Origin of the sequence: Micromonospora musae, assembly GCF_003626635.1 — a bacterium.
GTDB classification, from domain to species: Bacteria; Actinomycetota; Actinomycetes; order Mycobacteriales; family Micromonosporaceae; genus Micromonospora; species Micromonospora musae.
The window spans coordinates 31,807-58,805 of the sequence record NZ_RAZT01000005.1 but is presented as its reverse complement, the minus strand read 5'-3'; the positions used below and the strand labels follow the sequence as shown (position 1 = coordinate 58,805).

The 26,999-nt window shown below is 72.8% G+C and carries 21 protein-coding genes; 10 read left to right on the top strand and 11 right to left on the bottom strand.

The genetic code is table 11. The features are described 5' to 3' along the window. Positions 1 to 7 precede the first annotated feature (7 nt). Complete coding sequence (locus D7044_RS11095) at positions 8 to 1,702, bottom strand: FAD-dependent oxidoreductase (RefSeq protein WP_120688803.1); 1,695 nt, start codon at positions 1,700 to 1,702, stop codon at positions 8 to 10. A gap of 143 nt (positions 1,703 to 1,845) precedes the next feature. On the opposite strand from D7044_RS11095, the gene D7044_RS11090 reads away from it, so the two are divergent. Then, positions 1,846 to 2,961: an LCP family protein gene (locus D7044_RS11090; protein ID WP_120688802.1), complete on the top strand. Its 1,116-nt coding sequence runs from the start codon at positions 1,846 to 1,848 to the stop codon at positions 2,959 to 2,961. A 29-nt stretch (positions 2,962 to 2,990) separates the two neighbouring features. Here D7044_RS11090 and D7044_RS11085 read toward each other — a convergent pair whose 3' ends face one another. From D7044_RS11085 to guaB, 4 genes are all read right to left on the bottom strand, one after another. After that, positions 2,991 to 4,445: a M1 family metallopeptidase gene (locus D7044_RS11085; RefSeq protein WP_120679818.1), complete on the bottom strand. Its 1,455-nt coding sequence runs from the start codon at positions 4,443 to 4,445 to the stop codon at positions 2,991 to 2,993. A 162-nt stretch (positions 4,446 to 4,607) separates the two neighbouring features. Continuing rightward, positions 4,608 to 5,972 carry a M1 family metallopeptidase gene (locus D7044_RS11080; RefSeq protein ID WP_120688921.1) on the bottom strand — a complete coding sequence of 455 codons (1,365 nt, stop codon included), beginning with the start codon at positions 5,970 to 5,972 and terminating at the stop codon, positions 4,608 to 4,610. Between the two features lie 88 nt (positions 5,973 to 6,060). Next, positions 6,061 to 7,179, bottom strand: coding sequence for a GuaB3 family IMP dehydrogenase-related protein (locus D7044_RS11075; RefSeq protein ID WP_120679032.1), 1,119 nt, complete (start codon positions 7,177 to 7,179; stop codon positions 6,061 to 6,063). Between the two features lie 34 nt (positions 7,180 to 7,213). Next, positions 7,214 to 8,776: an IMP dehydrogenase gene (guaB, locus tag D7044_RS11070; protein WP_120679030.1), complete on the bottom strand. Its 1,563-nt coding sequence runs from the start codon at positions 8,774 to 8,776 to the stop codon at positions 7,214 to 7,216. A 183-nt stretch (positions 8,777 to 8,959) separates the two neighbouring features. Here guaB and D7044_RS11065 point away from each other — a divergent pair, with 183 nt between their 5' ends. Beyond that, positions 8,960 to 9,397, top strand: a complete 438-nt coding sequence (locus tag D7044_RS11065) for a DUF5319 domain-containing protein (protein WP_120679814.1) — start codon at positions 8,960 to 8,962, stop codon at positions 9,395 to 9,397. A 1,058-nt stretch (positions 9,398 to 10,455) separates the two neighbouring features. On the opposite strand, the gene D7044_RS11060 is transcribed toward D7044_RS11065, so the two are convergent. Beyond that, positions 10,456 to 11,283 (bottom strand): response regulator transcription factor, encoded by an 828-nt coding sequence (locus D7044_RS11060; protein ID WP_120688801.1) that lies wholly within the window; start codon positions 11,281 to 11,283, stop codon positions 10,456 to 10,458. Positions 11,284 to 11,537: 254 nt separating this feature from the next. Between D7044_RS11060 and D7044_RS11055 the strand changes: the two genes are divergently transcribed. Beyond that, positions 11,538 to 11,951 carry a WhiB family transcriptional regulator gene (locus D7044_RS11055; protein WP_120679812.1) on the top strand — a complete coding sequence of 138 codons (414 nt, stop codon included), beginning with the start codon at positions 11,538 to 11,540 and terminating at the stop codon, positions 11,949 to 11,951. 75 nt (positions 11,952 to 12,026) lie between these two features. Here the strand turns inward: D7044_RS11055 and D7044_RS11050 are convergent, their stop codons facing one another. The 3 genes from D7044_RS11050 to groES all read right to left on the bottom strand — a co-directional run bounded on the left by D7044_RS11050 (position 12,027) and on the right by groES (position 15,835). Further along, positions 12,027 to 13,679, bottom strand: a complete 1,653-nt coding sequence (locus D7044_RS11050) for a molybdopterin-dependent oxidoreductase (protein ID WP_120688800.1) — start codon at positions 13,677 to 13,679, stop codon at positions 12,027 to 12,029. A gap of 125 nt (positions 13,680 to 13,804) precedes the next feature. After that, on the bottom strand, positions 13,805 to 15,451 hold the full coding sequence (gene groL, locus D7044_RS11045; RefSeq protein WP_120688799.1) for a chaperonin GroEL: 1,647 nt from the start codon (positions 15,449 to 15,451) through the stop codon (positions 13,805 to 13,807). 69 nt (positions 15,452 to 15,520) lie between these two features. Further along, the gene (groES, locus tag D7044_RS11040) at positions 15,521 to 15,835 is read right to left on the bottom strand and encodes a co-chaperone GroES (RefSeq protein WP_018222648.1); all 315 of its coding nucleotides are present in this window, start codon (positions 15,833 to 15,835) and stop codon (positions 15,521 to 15,523) included. 251 nt (positions 15,836 to 16,086) lie between these two features. Here groES and D7044_RS11035 point away from each other — a divergent pair, with 251 nt between their 5' ends. The 7 genes from D7044_RS11035 (at position 16,087) to D7044_RS11005 (ending at position 23,402) form a co-directional block, all read left to right on the top strand. After that, positions 16,087 to 17,283, top strand: coding sequence for a THUMP-like domain-containing protein (locus tag D7044_RS11035; RefSeq protein WP_120688798.1), 1,197 nt, complete (start codon positions 16,087 to 16,089; stop codon positions 17,281 to 17,283). A 10-nt stretch (positions 17,284 to 17,293) separates the two neighbouring features. Then, positions 17,294 to 17,773, top strand: coding sequence for a Cys-tRNA(Pro) deacylase (ybaK, locus tag D7044_RS11030; RefSeq protein ID WP_120688797.1), 480 nt, complete (start codon positions 17,294 to 17,296; stop codon positions 17,771 to 17,773). Between the two features lie 215 nt (positions 17,774 to 17,988). Continuing rightward, complete coding sequence (locus D7044_RS11025; protein ID WP_120679016.1) at positions 17,989 to 19,086, top strand: sugar ABC transporter substrate-binding protein; 1,098 nt, start codon at positions 17,989 to 17,991, stop codon at positions 19,084 to 19,086. Positions 19,087 to 19,205: 119 nt separating this feature from the next. Continuing rightward, positions 19,206 to 20,036 (top strand): ATP-binding cassette domain-containing protein, encoded by an 831-nt coding sequence (locus D7044_RS11020; protein WP_120679014.1) that lies wholly within the window; start codon positions 19,206 to 19,208, stop codon positions 20,034 to 20,036. Then, a complete protein-coding gene (locus tag D7044_RS11015; protein WP_120679012.1) occupies positions 20,033 to 21,292 on the top strand; it encodes a sugar ABC transporter permease in 1,260 nt (419 codons plus the stop codon). The genes D7044_RS11020 and D7044_RS11015 overlap by 4 nt, the downstream gene beginning before the upstream one ends. Positions 21,293 to 21,314: 22 nt before the next feature. After that, on the top strand, positions 21,315 to 22,496 hold the full coding sequence (locus D7044_RS11010; RefSeq protein WP_120679010.1) for an ROK family protein: 1,182 nt from the start codon (positions 21,315 to 21,317) through the stop codon (positions 22,494 to 22,496). Between the two features lie 165 nt (positions 22,497 to 22,661). Continuing rightward, entirely contained in the window at positions 22,662 to 23,402 is a 741-nt protein-coding gene (locus D7044_RS11005) for a DUF4142 domain-containing protein (RefSeq protein ID WP_120679008.1), read from the top strand. Positions 23,403 to 23,427: 25 nt separating this feature from the next. Here D7044_RS11005 and D7044_RS11000 read toward each other — a convergent pair whose 3' ends face one another. Both D7044_RS11000 and D7044_RS10995 read right to left on the bottom strand, forming a co-directional pair. Then, positions 23,428 to 25,224, bottom strand: coding sequence for an ABC transporter ATP-binding protein (locus D7044_RS11000; RefSeq protein WP_120688796.1), 1,797 nt, complete (start codon positions 25,222 to 25,224; stop codon positions 23,428 to 23,430). Beyond that, positions 25,224 to 26,924, bottom strand: a complete 1,701-nt coding sequence (locus D7044_RS10995) for an ABC transporter transmembrane domain-containing protein (RefSeq protein WP_120679004.1) — start codon at positions 26,922 to 26,924, stop codon at positions 25,224 to 25,226. Before D7044_RS10995 ends, D7044_RS11000 begins: the two co-directional genes overlap by 1 nt. Between the last annotated feature and the right edge of the window lie 75 nt (positions 26,925 to 26,999).

Here is a 26,999-nt window from a genome sequence, read left to right as displayed (position 1 = left end):
CCCGACGTCACGGTCGCAACGCGGCGGGAGCGTACGCCGGCACCGCGGGACTGCGCGGCGGCACCGGATCGATCCGCCGGTACGGCTCGCCGAGGGGCGGTCGCGGGTCCTCCTCGCCCCGATTCGGCCAGAGGGACATCGCCCGCTCGGCCTGCGCGGTGATGGTCAACGACGGGTTCACCCCGAGATTCGCCGAGACGGCCGCCCCGTCCACCACGTGCAGCCCCGGATGCCCGAAGACCCGGTGGTACGGGTCGATCACCCCGTCGACCGGGGTGGCGCCGATCACCGTCCCGCCGAGGATGTGCGCTGTCATCGGGATGTCGAAGGGCTCGGTCAGCGCGCCGCCCGGCGTACCGCCGATCTCCTCGGCGAGCAACCGGGCCGCCGTGTGGCCGGCGGGGATCCAGGTCGGGTTCGGAGTGCCGTGCCCGGGGCCGCCGACCAGCCGGCCCCGCCACCGCCCGCGCCGGAACCGGAGCGTGAGCGAGTTGTCGGCCGCCTGCATGACCAGGGCGATCACGGTCCGCTCGGACCAGCGCCGTACGGAGAGCAACCGGGCGGCGGTGCCGGGCTGGCGCAGCAGGCTGCCGAGCCAGCGCCGGACGCGGTGCGGCCCGCCCTCGACCAGCAGCGACTGGAGCAGCCCCATCGCGTTCGAGCCCCGGCCGTAGCGGACCGGCTCGATGTGGGTCTGCGGATCCGGGTGGAAGGAGCTGGTGATGGCGACGCCCTCGGTGAGGTCGAGCCCCGCGGCCCGGGCCTGCCGACGCGGCACCGACGCCCCCAGGATCGCCTCGGAGTTGGTCCGGGTCAGCTCGCCGAGCCGGGGCGAGAGGTCGGGCAGCGCGCCGGTGGCCTTCATCTCGTGCAGCAGCCGCTGGGTGCCGAGCGCCCCGGCCGCGAAGACGACCTGGTCGGCGCGGATCACCTGCCGCCGGCGCAGCCAGCCGCCGGTCCGGACGGTGTGCACCTCGTACCCGCCGTCGGGATGGGGGCGCACGGCGGTCACCGTGGTGAGCGGATGCACCCGCGCGCCGAGCCGTTCGGCCAGCCACAGATAGTTCTTGACCAGCGTGTTCTTCGCCCCGACCCGGCAGCCGGTCATGCACGAGCCACAGTGGGTGCAGCCGGTGCGCTCCGGGCCGGCGCCCCCGAAGTACGGGTCGGCGACCCGCTCGCCGGGGCGTCCGAGGTGGACGCCGACGGGGGTGGCGTGGAAGGTGTGCCCGACCCCCATCCGCTCGGCCACCGCCCGCATCGCCCGGTCCGCCCCGGTCTCCACCGGGTACGTGGCGACGCCCAGCATCCGCTTCGCCTGGTCGTAGTGGCGGGCCAGCTCGTCGCGCCAGTCGGTGATGTCCCGCCACTGCGGATCGGCGTAGAAGGCGGGCAGTGGCTCGTAGAGGGTGTTCGCGTAGACCAGGGAACCGCCGCCCACGCCGGCGCCGGAGAGCACCAGCAACCCGCCGCCGGCTCGCCGGTCGGCGGCCCGCAGCAGCGTGATCCGCTGGATGCCGTAGCAGCCGAGCCGCGGCGCCCATAGGAAGCGCCGTACCCGCCACGAGGTGCGGGGGAACTCGTCGTCGGCGAAGCGCCGCCCGGCCTCCAGGACGCCGACGGAGTAACCCTTCTCGGTCAGCCGCAGCGCGGTGACGCTGCCGCCGAAGCCGGACCCGATGACGACCACGTCGTACCGCATCCCCGCATCATTACCCGCCGGTAGCTGTCGCGCCAGGGCCACGATTCGCGCGATCATGCTCTCCACCCGCCGCACCGGCGTCCCGGCCGCAACCCCAGACCCCCGTCGGCGCGTTGTTCGAGTACGGGTGGAAGGAGGCCCAGATGAGCCTCGGTGCAGGCGCGGGCCGTCGTAGCCGAACGCTGATCGTGCTGCTGCTCGCCGCAGTCGTGCTGGTGACGGTGGGCGGCGTCGTGGTCAGCCGCCTCGTTGGCGGGTCGGGCCCCGAGCGGGGCGCCGCGCCGGCGAGCCCGTCGGCCACGAACCCGCCGACCGCCAGCCCCAGCCCGCCGCCACCCCCGCCGGGCGCCGACATCACCGGCCCGCTCAACCTCCTGCTGGTCGGGGTGGACACCCGGGTCAGCGTCCCCGGCTGGGAGCCGCACGCCGACTCGGTGCTCGTCCTGCACGTGCCGCGCGGGCTGGGCCGGGCGTACCTCTTCTCACTCCCCCGCGACCTGGTGGTCGACATCCCCGCGTTCCCGAAGGCGGGTTACCGCGGTGGTCGGACCAAGCTGACCCACGCGATGAGCTACGGCAGCCGGGTGCCCGGCCGCCCGAAGCAGCCGAGCGCCGCCCAGGGGTACGAGCTACTGCGCAGCACCGTGAGCGGCTACACCGGACTGCGCATCGACGCCGGTGCGGTGGTCACCTTCGCCGGCTTCGACCGGCTGGTGGACAGCCTCGGCGGGGTGGACCTCCACATCGACCAGCGGGTCGTCTCCCGGCACCGGCAACCCGACGGCCGGCACCGGGAGAGCGCGCCCGGCGGCTACACCGGCCCGCAGATGGTGTACGAGAAGGGCAACCGCCACCTGACCGGATGGCAGGCGCTGGACTACGCCCGGCAGCGCTACATCCCCGGCGGCGACTACAGCCGGCAGCGCCACCAGCAGCAGCTGATCCGGGCGCTCGTCGGCAAGATCCTCGACCAGGGGCTCGCCCGGGACCCGGACCGGGTGCAGCAGGTGGTCGACGCGCTCGGCGACACGTTGATCTACGTCGGCGGGCGTCGGCTGATCGACGTCGCGTACGCCCTGGGCGGCCTACCTGCCGACCGGTTCGTGCTGGTCGGCCTGCCCGGCAGGTCGGTCGGTTCGGGCAGCGGCTACCGGGGCGAGCAGCTCACTCCGGTCGGCCGCCGTTTCCTCACCGAGCTCCGCGCCGGTCGCGCCGACGCCTACCTGACCAAGAACCCCACCCTCCGCGTCAAAACCTGACCGTCCGGCGGCGCAGGGGATCGCCGCCGTCAGAGGGGTTTGGGTTCGGCGGGGCGTTCGGTGCCGTAGAGCCAGGCGTCGAAGAGCTTGTCCAACTGCTTGCCGGAGACCCGTTCGGCCAGCGCCACGAACTCGTCGGTGCCGCCGTTGCCGTTGCGCTGCTCCGCCGACCAGGTCTTCAACAGCTTGAAGAACGCGTCGTCGCCGACGGCCACCCGCAGCGCGTGCACGGTCATCCCGCCCCGCTGGTAGACCGAGTTGCCGAACAGGTTCTCCACCCCCGGCTTGCCCGGAGGCGTACGCCAGACCTGGTCCGACGAACCGTGGAAGCGGGAGGCGAACGACTCCTCGGCCTTCCGGCCGCCGCGGTGCTCGGTCCAGAGCCACTCGGCGTACGTGGCGAGCCCCTCGTTGAGCCAAATGTCCTGCCAACGGGTCAGCGACACGCTGTCGCCGTACCACTGGTGGGCCAACTCGTGCGCGACGACCTCGGTGTTCACCCCCTGCCGGAAGAAGTCGACCGCGTAGACCGGCCGGGACTGGGTCTCCAACGCGTACCGGATCCGCGGGTCGGAGATCACCACCCCGCCGTACGCCTCGAAGGGGTACGGGCCGAAAACCGTCTCCAGGTAGTCGGCCACCCTCACGGTCTCGGCGATCGAGTCGTCCGCGGCACCCTCCGGCACGTCGGTCTGGACCGCGCTGTAGATCGGCCGCCCCTTGTGCTTCCCGGTGGTCACCCGGAGGTCGCCGATCACCACGAAGCTCAGGTAACTGGCCATCGGCGCACGCTCGGCCCACTTCCAGGTGGTCCAACCGGCGCGACTGGCCTTCCCGCCCGGCACTCCGTTGCTGACCGCCGTCAGCCCGTCCGGCACGGTGATCTCGAAGTCGTAGGTGGCCTTGTCGGACGGGTGGTCGTTGACCGGGAACCAACTGCTCGCCGACTCCGGCTGGCCGAGCGCGATCGCGCCGTCCGTCGTGTGGATGAAGCCGCCACCGCCCAGCAGCTCGTTCTCCAGCGGCTCCGGCTTTCCGTCGTACCGGATCTCCGCGACGAAGCCGTTCCCTGTGATCAGCCCCTTGGCCGGGGTCACCGTCAGCTCGTCGCCCTTGCGGGTGTACCTGGCCGGCTCGTCGTCCACGGTCACCGAACGCACGGTCAGCCCGGCCAGGTCGAGGTTGAACGCGGAGAGGTCGCTGGTCGCCGAGGCGTGCACCGTGGTGGTGCCGGTGAGCTTGTCCTTCGCCGGGTCGTACCGGACCTTGACCGTGTACCGGCTGACGTCGTAGCCCCCGTTGCCGTAGCCGGGGAAGTAGGGGTCGCCCGCGCCCGCGGCACCCGGCTTGAACTGCCGCTGCGCCGCCTGGGACGGGGTGCCGGCCGGCTCGGCCGCGTCCGGCGTCGAACCGCACCCGGTCAGCAACGCCCCGACCAGCAGCAGACCGACCTTCGCCCGCAGAGACCGCCGTGGCTGCCTCATCGCCTCGTCCTCCCGATTGCCGGCGGGCATCCCGCCCATCCGCCGGCGAGCCGCCGCCGCAAGACCCGTACCGTCCGCGCTCTCGCCCGGTCCGTTCGCGGCAGCCTACCGAGGATCGATCCCGTCGTCGCCACTCGGCCGGGCGCGGGCCGGCGGCCGGGGCTACGGCAGGGCCGGCGCGTTACCGCCGACCAGCCAGGCGTCCATCAGCGACCGCAGCTGCCGGCCGGAGACCCGCTCGGCGAGGGCGACCAGGTCGGCTGTCGTGCCGTTGCGGTCACGTCGCTCGGTCGTCCACTCTCGCAGGACGCGGAAGAACGCGTCGTCGCCGACGGTGCGACGCAGCGCGTGCACGGCCAGCGCACCGCGCTTGTAGACGGCGGTGCCGAACATCGCCTCCCGGCCCGGGTTCACCGAGGGCTGCGACCAGTCGGTGGCGGCGTACTGGGCCTCGAACGAACGTTGCACGCTCCGGCCGCCGTCGTGCTCCTGCCAGAGCCACTCGGCGTACGTGGCGAAGCCCTCGTTCAGCCAGATGTCGCTCCACCGGCTCAACGAGACACTGTTGCCGAACCACTGGTGGGCCAGCTCGTGCGCCACCACCGTCGGGTTCGGGCGGCCGTCGGCGAAGAAGCCCGGGCCGTACACCGGCCGGGACTGGGTCTCCAGCGCGTACCCGATCCGCTCGTCGGCGATCGCCACCCCGCCGTACGACTCGAACGGGTACGGACCGAAGTAGCCGGCCAGGAAGTCGGCGATCTCGCCGGTGCGGGCCAGCGAGGCGGCGGCCGGACCGTTCGTCGGCTCGCCCGACGGAACGGCAGTGACGATCGGCCGGCCGCCGTGGGTGCCGGTGGTCACCCGGTAGTCGCCGACCACCAACGTGGTCAGGTAACTCGCCATCGGCGACCGTTCGCTCCACCGCCACGTGGTCCAGCCGTCGTCGCTGCGCTTCGGGCCGGGCACCCCGTTGCTCAGCGCGGCGAGCCCCTCCGGAACGGTCACCGCGATGTCGTAGGTGGCCTTGTCCGAGGGGTGGTCGTTGACCGGGAACCAGGTCGCCGCCGAGTCGGGCTGGCCGAGCGCTATCGCGCCGTCGCCGGTGTGCAGGAAACCACCGGAGCCGAGCGCGGTGTCGGTGACCGTGCTGGGCACCCCGGCGTACGCCACCTCGACGGTGAACCGGGTGTCGCGCGGAACCCGCCGGGCGGGCTCCACCACCAGCTCGTTCCCGCTCCGTCGGTGCTTCGCCGTGGCGCCGTCGACGATCACCTGGTCGACCTCCAGGCCGGTGAGGTCCAGGTTGAACCGGGACAGCCCCTGGGTGGCGGTCGCGGTCAGCACCGCCCGCCCGGTGAGCCGGTCGGTCGCCGGCTCGTACCGCACGTCGAGGGCGTAGTGCGCCACGTCGTACCCGCCGTTGCCGTGCCCGGGAACGTACGGGTCGCCGAGGTCCGCGCTGCCCGGCCGGAACCCGCCGTCCTCATCGGACCGGGTGCAGCCGCCCGCCGCGAGCGCCACCGCCAGCGCGGCGGCGAGCAGGATCCGGGGCCAGCTACGTCGCACCGGCCGAGCCTAACGGCGCGGCCGGTGCGACACGAAGCATTCGCGCAGGTCAGCGGTCGAGAACCAGGCCGACCTTCTGGAACTCCTTGAGATCGCGGTAGCCGCACTTGGCCATCGCCCGGCGCAGCCCGCCGAAGAGGTTGAGCTGGCCGTCCGGCTCGTCGGCCGGGCCGAAGAGGACCTGCTCCAGCGAGCCGATCGGCGCGCTGGCCGCCTCGAACGCCCCGCGCGGCAGCGACGGGTGGCTGGCGGCCGAGTGCCACCAGGCGCCACCGGCCGGCGCCTCCTCGCTGCGGGAGAGCGGCTCGCCGAGCATCACCGCGTCCGCGCCGCAGCCGAGCGCCTTGGCGATGTCGCCGGGGGTCTGGATGTCCCCGTCGGCGATCAGGTGCACGTAACGGCCACCGGTCTCGTCCAGGTAGTCCCGGCGGGCCGCCGCCGCGTCGGCGATCGCGGTGGCCATCGGCACCCGGATGCCGAGCACCGACTCGGTGGTCGACCAGTCGTCCCCGCCGATGCCGACGATGACGCCGGCCGCGCCGGTACGCATCAGGTGCAGCGCCGTCTTGTAGTCGGTGCAGCCGCCCACGATCACCGGCAGGTCGAGGTCCGCGATGAACTCCTTCAGGTTCAGCGGCTCGTCGGTGGTCGAGACGTGCTCGGCGGAGACGATCGTGCCCTGGATGACCAGGATGTCCACCCCGGCGTCCAGGATCACCGGGGCGAGCGCCAAGGTGTGCTGCGGGGAGACCCGCACCGCCACCGTGCCGCCCCCGGCGCGCAGCTCCCGTACGCGCTCGGCGATCAGGTCCGGCCGGATCGGCTCGGCGTACACCTCCTGGAGACGCTTGGTCGCCCGCGCGTCCTCGTCCAGCCCGGCCAGCTCCTCGAGCACCTTCGTCGGGTTCTCGTAGCGGGTCCAGAGCCCCTCGACGTTGAGCACGCCGAGCCCGCCGAGTTCGCCGAGGCGGACGGCGGAGGTGGGGCTCATCGTGGCGTCGGAGGGGTGCCCGACGCACGGGATGCCGAACTGGTACGCGTCGAGCTGCCAGGCGGTGGAGACGTCGTCGACGTCCCTGGTCCGACGGCTCGGGACGATGGCGATGTCGTCCAGGTGGTAGCCGCGTTGCGCGGTCTTGCCCAACCCGATCTCGACCACGTCACGCATGGCTCACTCCAGTTGTTGTCGGGGGTGGTGGGGGTCAGCGGGTGTGGTAGTTGGGCGCCTCGGTGGTCATCTGGATGTCGTGCGGGTGGCTCTCCTTGAGCCCGGCCGCGGTGATCCGGATCAGCTGGCCGCGCGCGTGGAGCTGGGGGATGGTCTCCGCGCCGGCGTAGCCCATCGCCAGCCGCAGGCCGCCGACCAGCTGGTGGGCGACCCGGGAGAGCGGCCCGCGGTAGGGCACCTGACCCTCGACGCCCTCCGGGACCAGCTTCTCGTCGCTGGTCACGTCCTGCTGGAAGTAGCGGTCCTTGGAGTACGACTTGGCCTGCCCCCGGGACTGCATCGCGCCGAGCGAGCCCATCCCCCGGTACGCCTTGAACTGCTTGCCGTTGACGAAGATCAGCTCACCGGGGCTCTCCTCGCAGCCGGCCAGCAGGCTGCCGAGCATCACCGTGTCGGCACCGGCCACCAGCGCCTTCGCGATGTCGCCGGAGTACTGGATGCCGCCGTCGCCGATCACCGGCACGCCCGCCGGGCGGGCGGCCCGGGCGGCTTCCATGATCGCGGTGATCTGTGGGACGCCCACGCCCGCGACGATCCGGGTGGTGCAGATCGCACCCGGGCCGACGCCGACCTTGACACCGTCCGCGCCGGCCTCGACCAGGGCCCGGGCGCCGGCGTACGTGGCGATGTTGCCGCCCACGATGTCGATCGTCACGTCCTTCTTGAGCCGGCGGACCATGTCCAGCACGGCCCGCTGGTGGCCGTGCGCCGTGTCCACGATCAGCACGTCCACGCCCGCGTCGACGAGGGCCCGGGCCCGCTTGTAGGAGTCCTCACCGACACCGATGGCGGCGGCCACCCGCAGCCGGCCCGCGTCGTCCTTCGTTGCGTCCGGGTACTGCTCGCTCTTGGTGAAGTCCTTGACGGTGATGAGCCCGCGCAGCCGGCCGGAGCCGTCCACGATCGGCAGCTTCTCCACCTTGTGCTGGCGCAGCAGGGCCAGCGCCTCGTCCTTGCTCACGCCGACCGGCGCGGTGATCAGCGGGGCCTGGGTCATGATCTCGCGAACCGGCGTGCCGGGGTCGGAGACGAACCGCATGTCGCGGTTCGTCACGATGCCGACGAGCTGACCGTCTCCGTCGACGACCGGCACCCCGGAGATCCGGTAGCGGCCGCAGAGCGCGTCGACGTCACGCAGGGTGTCGTCCGGGCTGGCGGTGACCGGATTGGTGATCATTCCGGACTCGGAGCGCTTGACCAGGTCCACCTGGAGCGCCTGGTCCTCCACCGAGAGGTTGCGGTGCAGCACGCCGATGCCGCCCTGCCGGGCCATCGCGATCGCCATGCGCGCCTCGGTCACCGTGTCCATCGCGCTGGAGAGCAGCGGCACGGAGAGCGTGACGTTGCGGGTCAACCGGGTGACGGTGTTCACCCGGCTCGGCACCACGTCCGACTCGCCGGGCTGGAGCAGTACGTCGTCGAAGGTGAGGCCGAGGGGTACCACCCGGGCCGAGCCGGCGGGCAGCTCTGGCAGGTGGCCGCCCAGCTCGCCGTGATCGGCGCCGGCCGGAAGATCGGTGCTGGGCGAAATTTCCACGATTGCTCCCCTGAGCTGGTCGAACGGGCTTCAGCGAGGTGGCGCGGCGAGCACCGGAGGAGCGCCGCACGCGGCGCGTCGCTCCATCGTACCCATCCGGCTGAGCTGGCCCTCGTCGCGCCGGGCCGGTGCGCGCAGGTGCGGGGGCGGGCGTCGTCGCGGCGTTGGGTCTACGGTGAGGAGGTGCACGACGAGCCCATCGACCCGTTCAACGGCGACCCGGCCGATCCGGCAGCCGGCCTGCACGACCCGGGCGACGACGCACCGCTGGACGCACTGACCGACGTCGAGCGGCAGGACGTGCTGGAGGATCTCGCCGACCTCGAGATCTACCAGGCTCTGCTGGCCCCGGTGGGCGTGCGCGGCCTGGTGATCGAGTGCGAGGACTGCCGCGAGCCGCACTACTTCGACTGGGACCTGCTCCGGGGTAACCTGCGCCACCTGCTCAGCTCGGGCCGTCCCCGCGTGCACGAGCCGGCCTACGACCCCGACCCGGACCACTACGTGACCTGGGAGTACGCCCGGGGCTACGCCGACGGCGTGCACGACACGCTGACCGGCGGCAACGACGAGGAGCCCGGGCGCGAGGGGAACGGACGCGAGGAGCCCGACCTCCGCTGAAGGCCGACCGGCGTCAGGAGCCCGGCCCCCGCCGAAGCGCCGACGCCGGTGCTGGTCGTGCTGGGGTCCGACGCGGTTTCCTTGATGTCGGGGTGTCCCGGCCGTGTAATGGCCCGACTTCAAGGAACCCGAGTCGATCACGAGCGCGGCTGGGGTCAACGTGTCGCGACGTCCGATTCGGGTGCGGGGCAGGCCGGGCCTGGTCGGCCTGTCTGGGGTAGTTTGGGCGGTTCGAGATGTAAGCGGTGGCCTCGGGCCGCAATCGTGGCCGGGCCGCCGGCGTGGAACATCCCGACGGCCGAGGTAGTAGACCGCCGGCCCGGTAGATGAACCGCCCCCGCGCGGCCTGTGCTTCGCGTGGCATCGGGCCCGCCGCACGAGCGCGAACCCGGTTGCGCCACCTCCGCGGCAGCGGATCCCCCTCGGGCACGCTTTAGAGCTGAATCATCTGCGACATCGGCCGACCACTGCCGTTTCCACCGATACCAGCCGCCACCGCCACCGCCGCCATGCCACTGCCACTGCCACTGCCACTGCCACTGCCACTGCCACTGCCACCGGCGATTTCAGCAGCCACTGCCGCCATCGGCTATCCCTTGACGAACCCAAAGGCGACCCCAGCGGCCACCTTCGCCCACCGGCGACAACAGCATCACGGCCGCCACCGGCGACACCAGCGGCCCGCTACCACCGGCGATATCAGCGGCCGGGCGCGCCGTCGGCGATCCCGTTGAACAAGCTCACCGATCGTTCCCACCCCGCGATTGCGGCGGCGCGGGGGCCGTGCAGCCTTTCGGGAAGCGGGGCCCCGTTTGGCAGATCAGCAGCCGCGTCCGCCGGCGACTCCTTTGCGACATCAGCTCTAAAGCGTCGCCGCAAGGGTTTGCTTTGGGCCCCAGGGTCACCAACCAGGCGCAGCGCGCACCGCCAGCCCCGCAAGGTTCAGAGCATCGGCCCCAGCGCGGCACGGACCACCAGTCAGGCGCAGCGCGCACCGCCAGCCCGGCGCTGCTCGAACCACCAGCCCAGCGCCGCGCACGCCGCCAATGCGGCGGGGCTCAGGCCACCAGTCCGGCGCGGAAGCCGGCGGCCACGGCGTGGGCCCGGTCCCGGGCGCCCAACTTACGGAAGAGCCGACGCGCGTGCGTCTTGACGGTGTCCTCCGAGACGAACAGCTCCCGCCCGATCTCGGCGTTGCTCTTGCCCTCCGCCATGCCGAGCAGCACCTGGAGCTCGCGCTCGGTCAGCCCGACGGACGCACGCGCGGCGCGGGCGTTCGGCGTTGGTCGCTGCCCGTCCTTGGGCGTGCCCTCGGGCTCACCGCCGTTGCCCTCCGGCCCGTCGTCGCCGCGTTGCACCGGCACCACGGAGGGCCCACCGTTCGGCCCCTCCGCCGGCCCCGCCGACCAGCCAGCGGCCGGATCGCCGCCGGGACGACCGGCGGGCGCGGAGCGGCTCGTCCCGCCGACCGCCGCGGTGTCCCGCGCGGGGTCGTTGACCCGGTGACGGGCCGCCCGGCCGGGCGCGGAGAGCAGCAGCAGCGCCTTGGCGACCGCGCTCGTGAGGTCGTGGTCGGCGCCCTGGATGAGGCCCCGGGCTCCGGCGCTGATGGTCGCGGCGGCGGCCTCGGACTCCTCGGCGCCGAAGAGCAGCACGGCGGCCTGCGGCGCGCGGGCCAGCACCCGGCGGACGAAGCCGGCGCTGTCGGGGCGGGTGAGCGCCGTGTCGGCGAGCACCACGTCGGGTTGCCGTTCGGCGAGCCGCAGCATCACCTCGGGATCGGAGACGGCGGTACGAACGACCGCGGACAGTCCGAGGCGGGCTGCCGCGGAGGTCAGGTGTTGCGCCGCAAGTGGTGTCCGGACGCAGACAAGAACCGTACGCACTGTGGGGTCTCCTCTCCGCCAACGAGCAGACCATGAGCGGGTCGGTCCGGGAGGGGGTTCCCGGCAATCCTTCGAACTTTTCCGACAGAAGGGGCATATGCGGCAAACCGTTAAAGGTTTTGGATCACACACGTGTGAGTTCTGAGGCGTTCGGGTACGGGAGTGCCAGGCCGGGATCGGTGCGCCTGTGCGGACCGCCGCCCGGAGGCCGGCCACGAAGATTCTCGCGGTGCCGCGAGGGAGGAGGGGTGCTGATGTCGAACGTACGTAGACTGCCCGGACCCATCGTCGATCTCTGGGACTGGCAGCGGCTCGGCTCCTGCCGGGGACGCGACAGTGCCCAGTTCTTCCACCCGGACGGCGAACGGGGCTCGTCCCGACTGCGCCGGGAATCCGGGGCGAAGGCGGTCTGCCGCGCCTGCCCGGTACGGGCGGAGTGCGCCGCGCACGCGCTGGCGGTGCGCGAGCCGTACGGCGTCTGGGGCGGTTTCAGCGAATCCGAGCGGCTGCGGCTGCTCGCCACCGGCTGGGAGGACCTGGCCGACCGCCGGCACACCCGGGTCGATGTCGCCCGGCTGGAAGCCCGCCTGGGCCGCCCGCACAAGTCGGCCGAGAGCATCGCCCCCGCGCCCGGCGGCGCCGTGCCCACCCAACGCAAGGTCGCCTGACCTCTCACCCCCGGCCCCACATCGAACGTCGGCGCCGCGTCCCTACCCGGGGCGCGGCGCCGTCGTTCGCGTCGATCAGGCGGCGGGGCGGACGGTGACCCGGACGGTGTGCCAGCCGGTGGCGCCGTCCGGGACGACGTCCTGCCGGCGGTCGGTCTGCGTCCGACCGGTGGCGTCGGTGGCCCGCACCTGGAGCCGGTGCTCCCCCGGCGTGGCCGCCCACCGCCACGACCACTGCACCCAGGTGTCCACGGAGACCGCCGGAGCCAGCTCCGCCTCCTGCCAGGGGCCGTCGTCGACGCGTACCTCGACCCGACGGATGCCGCGGTGCTGCGCCCAGGCCACCCCGGCCACCGTCACCGGCCCGGCGGTCAGCCGATTGCGCGGGCGCGGCGTGTCGATCCGCGACTGGGTCTTGATCGGCCCCTCCGGCGACCAGCCCCGCGGCACCCAGTACGCGTCGAAGTCCGAGAAGCTGGTCAACTCCAGCTCGGTCACCCACTTGCAGGCCGACACGTAGCCGTAGAGGCCCGGCACGACCATCCGGACGGGGAAGCCGTGCTCCACGGGCAGCGGCTCGCCGTTCATCCCCACCGCCAGCAACGCGTCCCGCCCGTCGCGCAGCAGCGCCGTCGGGGTGCCGCAGGTCCAACCGTCGACCGACCGCCCGACGACCTGGTCGGCGCCCTCCTCCGGCTCGACCTCGTCGAGCAGCTCCCGGATCGGCACGCCGAGCCACCGGGCGTTGCCGATCAGGTCGCCGCCGACCTCGTTGGAGACACAGGCGAGGGTGACGTACCGCTCCACCAGCGGCCGGGCGAGCAGGTCGGCGAAGCTCAGCGTGATCGGATTGCGGACCCGACCGTGGATGCGTAGCTGCCAGGTCTCCGGGTCGACCTGGGGCACCACCAGCGCGGTGTCGATCCGGTAGAAACCGAAGTTCGAGCTGACGTACGGGGCGAGCTGGGTCAGGGACAGGTCGGCTCCGGCGGGCACCGCGGGGGCGGGGGACGCCGGGGCGGGGAGCACGACGGCCTCCCGGGCCGCCGACACCCCACGCCGGCCGGCCAGCCACCGCCCGCCGAACCCGGCCACCGCCGCCGCGCCGAGCAGCGCACCGGTGCCGGTCAGGAACCGCCGCCGGGACTCCGGATCGGTCCGCTCCAGCGGCGCGTCCGCGGCCACGGTCCGCTCCCGCGTCGCGGGCGCCGCCGCCACGGGATCGGCGCTCCGCGCCGCCGCGGGTCCGGGCGGCGGAAGCTGGTCGCCGGGCGGGCTCCACGGCCAGGGATTCAGCTCCAGCGGGCCGGCGATGAACGCCCAGAGCACCAGCGCCCCGAAACCGCCGCCGACCAGCGACGGCAGCGCGTCGACGAGCTCCGCGCCGGGCCGGGTCAGGGCGGCGGCCACCCCGAGCGCCCCGAAGGCGGCGACCCCCGCGAGGCCGACCGCGAGGCGGCGTACGGCGAGCACGCCGAGCAGCGCGGCGAAGCCGGCCAGCAGCACGGCCGTGCCGATGAGCAGGGCGAGCTTGTCGTGCCGGCCGAAGACGTCGATGGCGAACTGCTTGAGCGGCTCCGGAACCGTGTCGACGACCACTGCGCCCACCGCGACCAGCGGCGCGGAGCGGGGGCCGGTCAACACGGCGACCACTTCGGCGACGCCGATCGCCACGGCGGCGGAGGTGATCCCGGCGAGCGCGGCGAACCGGCGGGTGGTGGTGCTCATCGGCCCAGTGTTTCCGATCGACCGGGCCGGCCGGTAGTGACGTCAGCGTTCGGTAACCACCGCCACGAACGCGTCGGGGCACACCGTCGGCTGACGGTGTGCCCCGACCGGGCGTACGACGTGGGTCAGAAGCCCGGGCCGTGCTGGTGGCCGTGGCCGTGCGAGTGGCCGTGGCCGCCGGCGGCAGCCGGCTCCGGCTCGGCCGGCTTCTCCACCACGAGGCTCTCCGTGGTGAGCAGCAGGCCGGCGATGGAAGCGGCGTTGGCGACCGCGTTGCGGGTCACCTTCACCGGGTCCAGGATGCCGGACTTGCCCAGGTCGACGTACTCGCCGGTGGCGGCGTTCAGGCCGTTGCCCCACTCGGCCGCGGCGACCTTCTGCACCACCACGTAGCCGTCGTGACCGGCGTTCTCGGCGATCCAGCGCAGCGGCTCGACGAGCGCCTTGCGGACGATCGAGACGCCGACCTTCTCGTCACCGGTGAGGCCGAGGTCGTCGGCGAGCGCCGGCAGGATCTGCGCCAGGGCGGCGCCACCGCCGGGCACCGTACCCTCCTCGACCGCGGCCTTGGTCGCGGCGATGGCGTCCTCGATGCGGTGCTTGCGCTCCTTCATCTCGACCTCGGTCGCGCCGCCGGCCTTGATGACGGCGATGCCGCCGGAGAGCTTCGCCAGTCGCTCGGCGAGCTTCTCCCGGTCCCACTCGGAGTCCGAGGCCTCGATCTCCTTGCGGATCTGGGCCACCCGGTCCGCGACGTCGGCGGACTGGCCGCCGCCGTCGACGATCGTGGTGTTGTCCTTGTCGACCACGACGCGCCGGGCGGAGCCCAGCACCTCCAGGCCGACCTGGTCGAGCTTGTAGCCCAGTTCCGGGGCGACCAACTCGGCACCGGTCAGGATCGCCATGTCCTGCAGCATCGCCTTGCGGCGGTCACCGAAGCCGGGGGCCTTCACCGCGCAGACCTTCAGGGTCTTGCGGATGGAGTTGACCACCAGCGTCGAGAGCGCCTGGCCCTCGACGTCCTCGGCGATGATCAGCAGCGGCTTGCTGTTCTGGAGGACCTTCTCCAGCAGCGGCAGCAGCTCCTCGATCGCCGAGATCTTCTGCGTGGTGATGAGGATGTAGGCGTCCTCGAGGACCGCCTCCTGCGACTCCGCGTCGGTGACGAAGTGCGGCGAGACGAAACCCTTGTCGAACTGCAGACCCTCGGTCACTTCCAGCTCGGTGGCGAGGGTGGAGCCCTCCTCGACGGTGATGACACCGTCGCGGCCGACCTTCTCCATCGCCCCGGCGATCATGTCGCCGATCGTGGCGTCCTGCGCGGAGACCGTCGCGACGTGCGCGATCGCCTCCTTGCCGGCCACCTCCACGGCCCGGTCCAGCAGCGCCTCGGAGACCTTGGCGCTCGCCGCGTCGATGCCGCGCTTCAGGCCGGTCGGGTTGGCCCCGGCCGCCACGTTGCGCAGGCCCTCGCGAACCATCGCCTGGGCCAGCACGGTCGCGGTGGTGGTCCCGTCGCCGGCGACGTCGTTGGTCTTGGTCGCCACCTCCTTGACCAGCTGCGCGCCGAGGTTCTCGTACGGGTTGGTGAGCTCGATCTCCTTGGCGATGGTCACACCATCGTTGGTGATCGTGGGCGCACCAAACTTCTTGTCCAGGACGACGTTGCGCCCGCGCGGGCCGAGGGTGACCTTCACCGCGTCCGCGAGGGCGTTGACACCGTGCTCGAGCAGGTGTCGGGCGTCGTCCGAGAAGCTCAGGATCTTCGCCATCAATGTCCCTTCAAGCGGCGCTGCCCCGGCCCGGCGAACCGGACCGGGGCAACGACACTGATCGGTTGCTTACTTCTCGATGACCGCGAGGACGTCGCGGGCGGAGAGCACCAGGTACTCCTCGCCGGCGTACTTGACCTCGGTGCCGCCGTACTTCGAGTAGAGGACGGTGTCGCCGACCTTGACGTCGATCGGGACGCGGTTGCCCTTGTCGTCGATCCGGCCCGGGCCGACAGCGAGGACAGTGCCCTCCTGCGGCTTCTCCTTGGCGGTGTCGGGGATCACGATGCCCGACGCCGTGGTGGTCTCAGCCTCGTTCGCCTGGACCACGATCCGGTCCTCGAGCGGCTTGATCGCAACCTTGGTCGCGGTAGTCACGGGCATACCCTCCTGGGGTACTGGTTCCTGTGCTGGTCGACTGGGCCGACCAGCGTCAATCTGCCACATGCCACCGGGCGGGGCCGTCGTCGCGGGTGCCGGTCCGCCTGGCGTTCAGCGCTCGGGTCGGATCGACCCGGGAGCTGGCACCCTCAGGTTGAGAGTGCTAATCGCAGGTTATTCCGTGGCTAGCACTCCGTCAAGGAGAGTGCCAACCCACCGGGCGGCGCGTCGAGGTCGACCACCACAATGACCGGGTGGATCTCGATCAGCTGGCCGCCCTGCGTACCGCCGAGGGAGTCGCCGCGCTCGACGCGGCGGCCCGGGTGAGCGCCGGCGACCCGCTGGCCGCCGCATCCGCCCTCCGCGCGGCCGGGGTGCCCGCCGGGCTCGCCGCGGCGGCGCTGACCCAGGTCGAGCTGCGCCGCCGGGCGACGGCCAAGTTCGGGGCGGCGGCCGCCGGGATGTTCCTCACCCGCGCCGGCCTCGAACAGGCGACCCGGGGCGTGGTGGCCGCGCGGCGCGCGGCGCGGCTGCGGGCCGCCGGGGTACGCACGCTGGCCGACCTCGGTTGCGGGCTGGGCGCGGACGCGCTCGCTGCCGCCCGAGCCGGCATCCGGGTGTACGGGGTGGAGGCCGACCCGCTGACCGCCGCGATGGCCGCCGCCAACGCCGAGGCGGCCGGCGTGGCCGACCTCTTCACGGTGGAGTGCGGTGACGCGACGAAGTTCGACGTGGACCGGGTGGAGGCGGTCTTCTGCGACCCGGCTCGGCGGGCCGGCGGCACCGGCCGGCGGATCTTCGATCCGAACGCCTACTCACCGCCCTGGGACTTCGTGACGCGGCTCGCCGAACGGGTGCCCCGGACGGTGGTGAAGGTAGCCCCCGGGATCGATCACGGCCTGATCCCCGCGGGCGCCGAGGCGGAGTGGGTCAGCGTCGACGGCGACCTGGTCGAGGCGGCTCTCTGGTGCGGCGAACTGGCCGAGGTCCCCCGCCGAGCCACCCTGCTGAGTGCGCAGGAAGGACACCCGGGCAACCGGCTGACGGGCGCCGGGGATCGGGAGGCGGAGGTCGGCCCGGTACGCCGGTTCCTGCACGACCCCGATCCGGCGGTCGTACGCGCGCACCTGGTCGCCGAGCTCGCCGACGAGCTGGACGCCACCCTCGCCGATCCCGCCATCGCCTACCTCTACGCCGACGAGCCGACGCCGGGACCGTACGCCCGCTGCCTGGAGATCACCGACGTGCTGCCGTTCTCGCTGAAGCGGCTGCGCGCGCTCCTGCGGGAGCGGGGGGTGGGCCGGGTGGAGATCCTCAAGCGTGGCTCGGCGCTCACCCCGGAGCAGCTGCGGCGGGACCTGCGGCTGGCCGGCGACGCGGCGGCGAGCCTCGTGCTCACCCGGGTCGCCGGCGCGCCGACCGTGCTGGTCTGCCAACCGATGCGGGGCTAGATTTCCGATCGTGGCGGGACAGGGCACACCGGCGACGGCGCTGTTGACGAAGCGGAGAGTCGCGCACAGCACCCACCCGTACGACGTGAGTCCGGACGCGCCGAACTACGGCGCGCTGGTCGCGGCCGCGCTCGGCGTACCCCCGGAGCGGGTGTTCAAGACCCTGGTCACCGTGGTCGACGGGGCGCTCGCCGTGGCGGTGGTGCCGGTCACCGGGGAGCTGGACCTGAAGGCGCTCGCCGCGGCGGTCGGCGGCAAGCGGGCCACGCTCGCCGACCGGGCGGCCGCCGAGCGGGCCACCGGCTACGTCCGGGGCGGCATCAGCCCGCTCGGCCAGCGCAAGCGGCTGCCGACCGTGCTCGACTCGTCCGCGCTGACCTTTCCGACGATCTACGTCTCGGCGGGCCGTCGCGGGCTTCAGCTCCAGCTCACGCCGGCTGACCTGGTGGCGTTGACCGACGCCGACACCGCGCCGCTCGCCGCCAGCTGAGCGTTCCCGGGCCGCGCCGATCGCGTGCCGGCGACCGACCGCGCCACCGGCGGCTTGCGCCTGGGTGACCGCAGGGTGAGGGGCGCGTTGCTGAATTGTTACTGCCCCCAACAAAAACGCCCCATCGGCTCTCTTGTGTGCGGCCTCACAACCGCCATACGTTGCCGGGCACAACAAAACAACACCTTCCCCCACCCTCCGAAAGGACCCTGAACATGCGTAAAGGGCTCCTCACCTTCGCCACCGTGGGCCTGCTGGCGACGGGTAGCTTGGCCGCCTGCGGCGACGACTCCGGCGGGAACGACCAGGCCGGCTCCGGCCAGACCCCGAAGATCGGCGTGATCCTGCCGGACAGCAAGTCCTCCGCCCGCTGGGAGGGCGCCGACCGCAAGTTCCTGGAGGAGGCCTTCAAGGCCGCCGACGTCCAGTACGACATCCAGAACGCCCAGGGCGACAAGACCCAGTTCCAGACCATCGCCGACCAGATGATCACCAGCGGCGTGACCGTGCTGATGATCGTCAACCTCGACTCCGGGACCGGCAAGGCCGTACTCGACAAGGCGAAGTCCCAGGGTGTGGCGACCATCGACTACGACCGGCTCACCCTCGGCGGCTCGGCGGAGTACTACGTCAGCTTCGACAACGTGGCCGTCGGCAAGCTCCAGGGCGAGGGCCTGGTCAAGTGCCTCACCGACAAGAACGTGAAGAGCCCCGCGGTCGCCTACCTCAACGGCTCGCCGACCGACAACAACGCCACCCTCTTCAAGAGCGGGTACGACTCGGTGCTCAAGCCGAAGTTCGACTCGAAGGAGTACACGAAGGCCGCCGACGACGCCGTGCCGGACTGGGACAACGCCCAGGCCGCCACGATCTTCGAGCAGCAGCTCACCAAGACCGGCGGCAAGATCGACGGCGTGCTCGCCGCGAACGACGGGCTGGGCAACGCGGCCATCTCCATCCTGAAGAAGAACAAGCTCAACGGCCGGGTCCCGGTCACCGGCCAGGACGCCACCCCCGAGGGCCTGCAGAACATCCTCGCCGGCGACCAGTGCATGACCGTCTACAAGGCGGTGAAGGAGGAGGCGAAGGCCGCCTCCGACCTGGCCATCGGGCTCGCCAAGGGTGAGCGGAAGGAGACCGGCCAGACGGTGAAGGACCCGGAGGGCGGCCGGGACGTCCCGTCCGTGCTGCTGACCCCGAAGGCGATCTACAAGGAGACCGTCAAGGACGTCATCGCCGACGGCTACGTGACCAAGGACGAGGTCTGCACCGAGGCGTACGCGAAGCTCTGCGCCGACGCCGGCATCAGCTGACCTGACGCCGCACCCGCCGAGGCGCAACCGCCGCCCGGCACGGGAGTCGCCTCCCGTGCCGGGCGGCACTCGCCGGACGGGCCGAGGAAGATCCGCCGTCCATCCGAAGGAGACCCTCCGTGTCCGCAACTCCCCTGCTGGAGCTACGCGGGATCGACAAGAGCTTCGGTCCCGTCCAGGTCCTGCGTGACGTCGCGTTCGCCGCTCACGCCGGCGAGGTGACCGCGCTCGTCGGCGACAACGGCGCCGGTAAGTCGACCCTGGTCAAGTGCATCAGCGGCATCCACCCCACCGACGCCGGCGAGTTCCTCTTCGACGGCAGCCCCGTCGCGATCCACAGCCCCCGGGACGCCGCCGCGCTCGGCATCGAGGTCGTCTACCAGGACCTCGCGCTCTGCGACAACCTCGACATCGTGCAGAACATGTTCCTCGGTCGGGAGAAGCGCAGCGGCATCGTCCTCGACGAGCCGACCATGGAGCAGATGGCCGCGGAGACGCTCGCCGGCCTCTCCGTACGCACGGTGAAGTCGTTGCGGCAACACGTCTCCAGCCTCTCCGGTGGGCAGCGCCAGACGGTGGCCATCGCGAAGGCGGTGCTCTGGAACAGCCGCCTCGTCATCCTCGACGAGCCGACCGCCGCGCTCGGCGTGGCGCAGACCGCGCAGGTGCTCGAACTGGTCCGCCGGCTCGCCGACAACGGTCTGGCCGTCGTACTCATCTCGCACAACATGAACGACGTCTTCGCCGTCTCCGACCGGGTCGCCGCCCTCTACCTCGGCCAGATGGTCGCCCAGGTGAAGACCACCGACATCACCCACGCCCAGGTGGTCGAGCTGATCACCGCCGGCCGCTCCGGCGGCCTCGGTCTCACCGCCGAGCCGGGCCAGGGCGGCAACGGCACCGGCAACGGCGGGCAGCCGGCCGGCTCGACCGCAGGAGGCGACCGATGACCACCACAGCCGTACAGGAGCAGGGCCCGGCGGCCGTCACACCGCCGCCGACCGTCGCGGGTCACGCGCGCAACTACTGGAGCCGGGTACGCGGCGGCGACATAGGCGGGCTCCCCGCGGTCCTCGGACTGGTCGTGCTCTGCACGGTCTTCTCGATCGCCCGTCCGTCGTTCCTCACCGCCGGCAACTTCGCCAACCTGCTCACCCAGGGCGCGGCGACCACGCTGATCGCAATGGGGCTGATCTTCGTCCTGCTGCTCGGCGAGATCGACCTCTCCGCCGGCTTCGCGAGCGGCGTCTGCGCGGCCGTACTGGCCAACGTGGTGACGGTGCTCGGCTACCCCTGGTACGTCGCGGTGCTCGCGGCGGTCGTCACCGGCGTGGTCATCGGTACGCTGCTCGGCCTCCTGGTGGCCAAGATCGGCATTCCGTCCTTCGTGGTCACCCTCGCCGGTTTCCTCGCCTTCCAGGGCATCGCGTTGATGCTCATGGAGGAAGGCAAGAACATCGCCGTCCGCGACGACGTGCTGGTGGCCATCTCCAACCGCAACCTCCCCCCGCTGCTCGGCTGGCTGCTCGCGCTCGTGGCGGTCGCCGGCTACGGCGCGGCGCAGCTGCTGCGGCACCGCAACCGGGCCGCCCGCGGGCTGGTCACCGACCCGATCGCCGTGGTCCTCGCCCGGATCGGCGGCCTGGCGCTGATCCTCGGCGTGGCGGTCTTCATCCTCAACCTGGAGCGCAGCCGGAACGTCCTGATCACCTCGCTCAAGGGCGTCCCGATCGTGGTGCCGGTCATCGCGGTGCTGCTGGTCCTCTGGACCTTCGTGCTCCAGCGCACCCGCTACGGCCGGCACGTCTACGCGGTCGGCGGCAACCGGGAGGCCGCCCGCCGGGCCGGCATCGACGTCGACCGGATCCGCATCTCCGTCTTCGTCATCTGCTCCTCGATGGCGGCGATCGGCGGCATCGTGGCGGCCAGCCGGGCCAACTCGGTGGACCCGAACACCGGCGGCAGCAGCGTGCTGCTCTACGCGGTGGGGGCGGCGGTCATCGGCGGCACCAGTCTCTTCGGTGGCAAGGGGCGGGTGCTCGACGCGGTGCTCGGCGGCGCGGTGATCGCTGTCATCGACAACGGCATGGGCCTGATGGGGTACAGCTCGGGCGTCAAGTACGCGCTCACCGGCGTGGTGCTGCTGCTCGCCGCGACCGTGGACGCCTTCTCCCGCCGCCGCTCCGCCGCGACCGGCACCCGCTGACCCCGCGCCACCGGAGCCGCACATGCCCCCAGGACCGAGCCAGGACGAGATCCGCCGGCAGAACCTCGGTGCCCTGCTGCGTCACGTCCACGTCCACGGGGCGACCTCACGCGCCGAACTGACCACCGCGCTCGGCCTGAACCGCAGCACCATCGGCGCGTTGACCGCCGACCTCGCCGGTGCGGGGCTGGTCAGCGAGGGCGCACCGAAGGAGACCGGCCGGGCCGGGCGACCGTCGCCGGTCGTCCGGCCCGAGTCGACCCGGATCCACGCGTACGCCTACAGCATCGAGGTGGATCGGTTGCGGGCCGCCCGCGTCGGCCTCGGCGGCGTGGTGCTCGACCGCCGGGAGCTGGACCGGCCTCGGGGCCTGCTCGTCGCCGAGGCCGCGCCGCTGCTCGCCGGCGCGGTCAAGGAGATGCAGCAGCGGGTGCCCGCCGACGCGGTCTGCGTCGGTACCGGCGTCGCGGTCTGCGGCATGGTCCGCCGCGACGACGGACTGGTTCGGCTCGCCCCCACCACCGGCTGGGTGGACGAGCCGGTCGCTGCGGCGCTCGGCGCCGAGCTCGGGGTCGACGTGCCGATCACGGTCGGCAACGTCGCCGACGTGGCCGCCTTCGCGGAGCACGCCCGCGGGGTCGCCGCCGGCTGCGACAACGTCGTCTACCTGTACGGCGACGTCGGCGTGGGCGCCGGCATCATCGCCGGCGGCCGGCGGGTCACCGGGCACGGCGGGTACGGCGGCGAGGTCGGGCACATGAAGGTGGTCCGCGACGGCGAGCGCTGCGAGTGCGGCTCCCGGGGCTGCTGGGAGACCCAGATCGGCGAGTACGGCCTGCTGCGCAACGCCGGCCGCTCCGACGCGCAGGGGCGGGAGGCGCTGCTCGCCGTCTTCGACGCGGCCGATCGCGGCGACGCCCGGGCCGGCGCGGCGGTGCGGCAGGCCGGCGACTGGCTCGGCTTCGGCGTGGCGAACCTGGTGAACCTCTTCAACCCGGAGATGGTCATCTTCGGCGGGACCATGCGCGACCTCTACCTCGCGGCGGCCGCCCAGATCCGCAGCCGACTCAACGCCAACGCGTTACCGGCCTGTGTGGAGCACGTACGACTGCGCACCCCGAAGCTCGGCGACGACGCCGCCCTCGTCGGCGCCGCCGAGCTGGCCTTCGAACGACTGCTGGCCGATCCGCTCGACATCGGCTGACGGCGGCCACTCCCGGGCACCGCGGACGTCACCGATTCGCGCGCCGCGCCGAGGATTCGTGAACTGAAACGGCGATCGGTCCGTACCAGTCTCCGACCGGGCCGCCGCCTCAACCGGCGGCCCGGCCCCGGCACGTTCGGCCCGCACCGAGGAGGCACCGCAGACATGGCCGCGCTCAGAACCGCCCGTAGCCGCCCGGGGCACCGCCCGCACCGGGCGGCGCTGCTGCTCGTCGCGATCCTGGCGACGCTCGGGGTGTTGCCCGGGGCGGCCGTCGCCGCGCCGGCGAGTGGCCAGCAGCTCAACGCGGCCGACATGACCCTGCTCAACGGGGTGCGACTGGCCGGGCTCTGGGAGATGCCGGCCGGGCAGATGGCGGCCGAGAAGGGCCAGTCGGCCAAGGTACGGGAGATCGGGGCGGGCATCGCCACCGAGCACCAGGAGCTCGACCAGCTCGTCGTGGACGCCGCCAACAAGCTGCGGGCCAGCATCCCGTCGGAGCCCACGGACGAGCAGAAGGGCTGGCTCAAGGAGATGCAGAACGCCTCCGGGGCCCGGTTCGACCAGATCTTCGTGACCCGGCTCCGGGTCGCGCACGGCAAGATCTTCCCGGTGATCGGCGCGGTCCGGGCGAGCACCCGCGACGCCACCGTCCGCAAGCTCTGCGACGACGCCAACCGGTTCGTGCTGCACCACATGCAGATGCTGGAGAGCACCAACCTGGTCCGCTGGCCGGAGCTGCCGCCGGCGGCGCTGCCCGCACCCGGCGCCGACGGTCTGCTCGCCGCCGCCTCCGCGAACACCGGCCCGAACGCGGGGGTGAGCAGCACGGTGGTCTGGCTGGTCTTCCTCGCCGCCCTCGGCACCGGCGGCGTCGCCACCTACCGTCTCCTCCGCCGCACCTGACCCAGGCCGGACCAGCGCCGCGGGGTCAGGGAGTGCCGTGCCAGGAGCGCCAGAGGGCGGCGTACGAGCCGTCGGCGGCGACCAGCTCGTCGTGCGGGCCCAGCTCGGTGATCCGCCCGTCCTCGACCACGGCCACCCGGTCCGCGTCGTGGGCGGAGAAGAGCCGGTGCGCGATGGCGATCACCGTGCGCCCCTGGAGCACCGCGGCGAGGGAGCGCTCCAGCTCCCGGGCGGCACGCGGGTCGATCAACGAGGTCGCCTCGTCCAGCACCAGCGTGTGCGGGTCGGCGAGCACGAGCCGGGCCAGCGCCAACTGCTGCGCCTGCGCCGGGGAGAGCGGATGCCCGCCCGAGCCGACCGGCGTCTCCAGCCCGTCCGGCAGCGCCTGCGCCCAGTCCAGTGCGGCCACCGCCGACAACGCCGCCCGTACGTCCGCGTCGGTGGCCGAAGGCCGGACCATCGCCAGGTTCTCGCGGAGCGTACCGATGAAGACGTGATGCTCCTGGGTGACCAGCGCGACGTGCGAACGCAGCTCGGCCAGCGGCAGGGTCTCCAGCGGGCGGTCGGCCACGGTGACCGTGCCGCTGTGCGGGGCGTGCACCCCGGCGAGCAGCCGGCCGAGGGTCGACTTGCCGGCGCCGGACGGCCCCACGACGGCCAGCGTCTCCCCCGGCTCGGGCACCAACGTCACGCCGTGCAGTACGTCCCGCCCGGCGCGGTACGCGTACCGCACGTTCCGGGCCACCAGCCGCCGTTCGCCCGCCACTTCGTCGCCGCCGTCGTCGGCCGCGACCACGGCGCCGTCCCGCCCCTCGGGCGCCTCCCGACCGGCGACGCCTGCCGGCGAGGGCTCGGCGACGCCCAGCAGGCGGGCCATCGAGGCGCCGCCGACCTGCAGCTCGTCCAACCAGGACAGCAGCCGGTCCACCGGGTCGACCAGCTGCTGCACGTAGAGCGTGGCGGCGGTGACCTCACCGAGGCTCACCCAGCCCTTGAGGTAGAACCAGCCGCCGACGACGAGGGTCGCCACCACCGGCACCACGTAGCCGATCTCGGCCACCGGGAAGAAGACGGTACGCAGGAAGAGGGTGTAGCGCTCGGCGGCGTACGACCGGGCGATGTCGGCGTTCGTGCGGGCACGGCGGCGGGCCTGCTGGCGCAACGCCTCCGTGGTCCGTGAGCCCTCGACCGTCTCACTGATCCCGTCGGTGATGTCCGAGTAGGCCGCGTTCTCCCGCAGGTATCCGGCGGGCGCCCGGCGCAGGTACCACCGGGTGCCGGCCCACAGCACCGGGACCGCGATCAGACAGGGCAGTGCGAGCAGCGGGCTGACCAGCAGCAACGCGCCGATGATGAAGGCGGCCGTAACGAGCGCGACGAGCGTCTCGGGCACCGCGAGGCGGACCGTCCGGGACAGCGCCGAGACGTCCCGCGAGGTACGGGTCAGCAGGTCACCGGTGCCCGCACGCTCCACCGTGGAGAGCGGCAGCGCGAGCACCCGGTCGACGAACTCCTCCCGCAGCTGGGCCAGCACCCGCTCGCCGAGCCGCGCCGACGCCAGATGGGCGAAGCGGACCAGCACCGCCTGCACCACCACGAACCCGGCGATCAGCAGGGCCACCCGGTCCACCGTCACCTGGGACGTACCGCGGGAGATGCCCTCGACCAGGTCGCCGAGCAACCGCGGGGCGACCAGACCGGCCGCGGCGGCCAGGGCGTGCAGGCCGAGCGCCACGGCGAGGGCCCGCGGATGCCGGCGGATCAACGTACGCGCGTAGCGGCGCACCTGGGTGGCGTCGGCGACGGGCAGCGCGGCGGCCATCAGTTCTCCCCCCGGCTGACCGTGGCCCGGTAGCGCGGCTCGCTGTCGTACAGGTGGGCGTGGCTGCCCTCGGCCACGACCTTGCCGTCCTCGACGAAGATCACGTGCTCGGCGTGCCCGAGCAGCAGCGGGCTGGTGGTGCAGACCAGGGTGGTCCGGCCGGGTCGGGCCGCGCCCAGCCCGGCGGCGATCCGCGCCTCGGTGTGCGCGTCGACGGCGCTGGTCGGTTCGACCAGCAGCAGCGTCTCCGGGGCGGCGACCAGCGCGCGGGCGAGCCGCAGGCGCTGCTGCTGCCCCCCGGAGAACTCCCGGCCGCGCTCGGCGACCCGGCTGTCCAGCCCGTCGGGCAGCGCCTCGACGATGTCGGTGGCGCTCGCCGCCCGCAGCGCCGCGTCGAGCGCGTCGGCGTCGCCGAGGTCACGCGGGTCGAGCTCCGTCCGGAGCGGGCCGGTGAAGAGGCGCGCGTCGTTGTCGGCCACCAGGATCCGCTCCCGCACCGTCGCCAGTGGCAGCTCCCGCAGCGGTACGCCGTGCAGCGTGGCGTCCGAGTCGACGTACCGACCGAGCCGGTCGACGATCGCGGCGGCCTCCTCCGGGGTGGTGGCGGCGATCGCGGTGAACCGGCCCGGCGGCACGCGCACCCCGGACTCGACGTCGACCAGCTCCCCCGGCCCGTCCGGCACTGTCGCGGGTCGGGCCGGGTCGACCAGGTCCGGGGTGAGCCGGAGCAGCCGGACCACCCGCCGGGCCGCCACGTGCCCCCGGGTCAGCTTGTCCACCGCCTCGGTGAGCTGCCGGAGCGGGCTGACCAGGAACGCCGTGTAGCCGTAGAAGGCGACGAGCTGGCCGGGGCTGATCCGACCGTCCAGCGCGAACCGCGCCCCGAGCCAGGTCACCAGCACCAGGAACGCGCCGGGCAGCAACACCTGCGCCGCCTCCAGCAGCGACTCGACCCGGGCCACCCGTACGCCGTGCGAGCGGAGCGCCTGCGACTCGGCCCGGTAGCGGGCCGAGAGCATCGGCTCGCCGCCGACGCCGCGCAGCACCCGCAGGCCGGAGACGATGTCACCGGCCCGAGTGGTCAACTTCCCCTCGGCGTCCCGGTACGCGTGCTGCTGCCGATGCAGCGGCCGGATCAGCAGGCCGACCACCGCCATCAGCACCGGCACGCCGAGCACCACGACCAACCCGAGCGGTACCGACGCGCCGAGCAGGATCACCGCCACGGTCACGATCGCCACCAGGGCTCCGGTGCCCCGGGCCGTGATGTCGACGGCGTGCCCGATCTGGTTGATGTCGGAGGTGCCGATGCTCACCACCTCGCCGGTGGCCACCCGGCGCGGCAGGGCGGCACCGAGCCGGTTCGCGGCCGTCACCGTGAGCTGCACCGTCCGGTACGCGGCGGCGAGCCAGTTGCGTACGGCGCACTGGTGCCGCAGCACTCCGGCGACGGCCTGGAGCACGCCGAGACCGAGCAGCACCAGACCCCAGGTGAGCAACGCGCCGTCGTCCCGACGACTCAGCCCGTCGACGGCCCGACCGACGGCGGCCGGCATCAGGGCCTGGGCGACCATCCAGGTCACGCCGAGCAGGATGCCCGTCGCGAAGATCAGCTTTTGCCGGCCGGCCAACCAGATCAGGTAGCGGGTCGCCGACCGGTCATCGGGTACGCCGGGATCTCCGGCCGGTGAGAAACGCATGGCCCGTCGACGCTAGGCGGCCGGCGGTTGCCCGTGCGAACCAATTACCAGCTGACGGACGTGTTCTTCGGCACC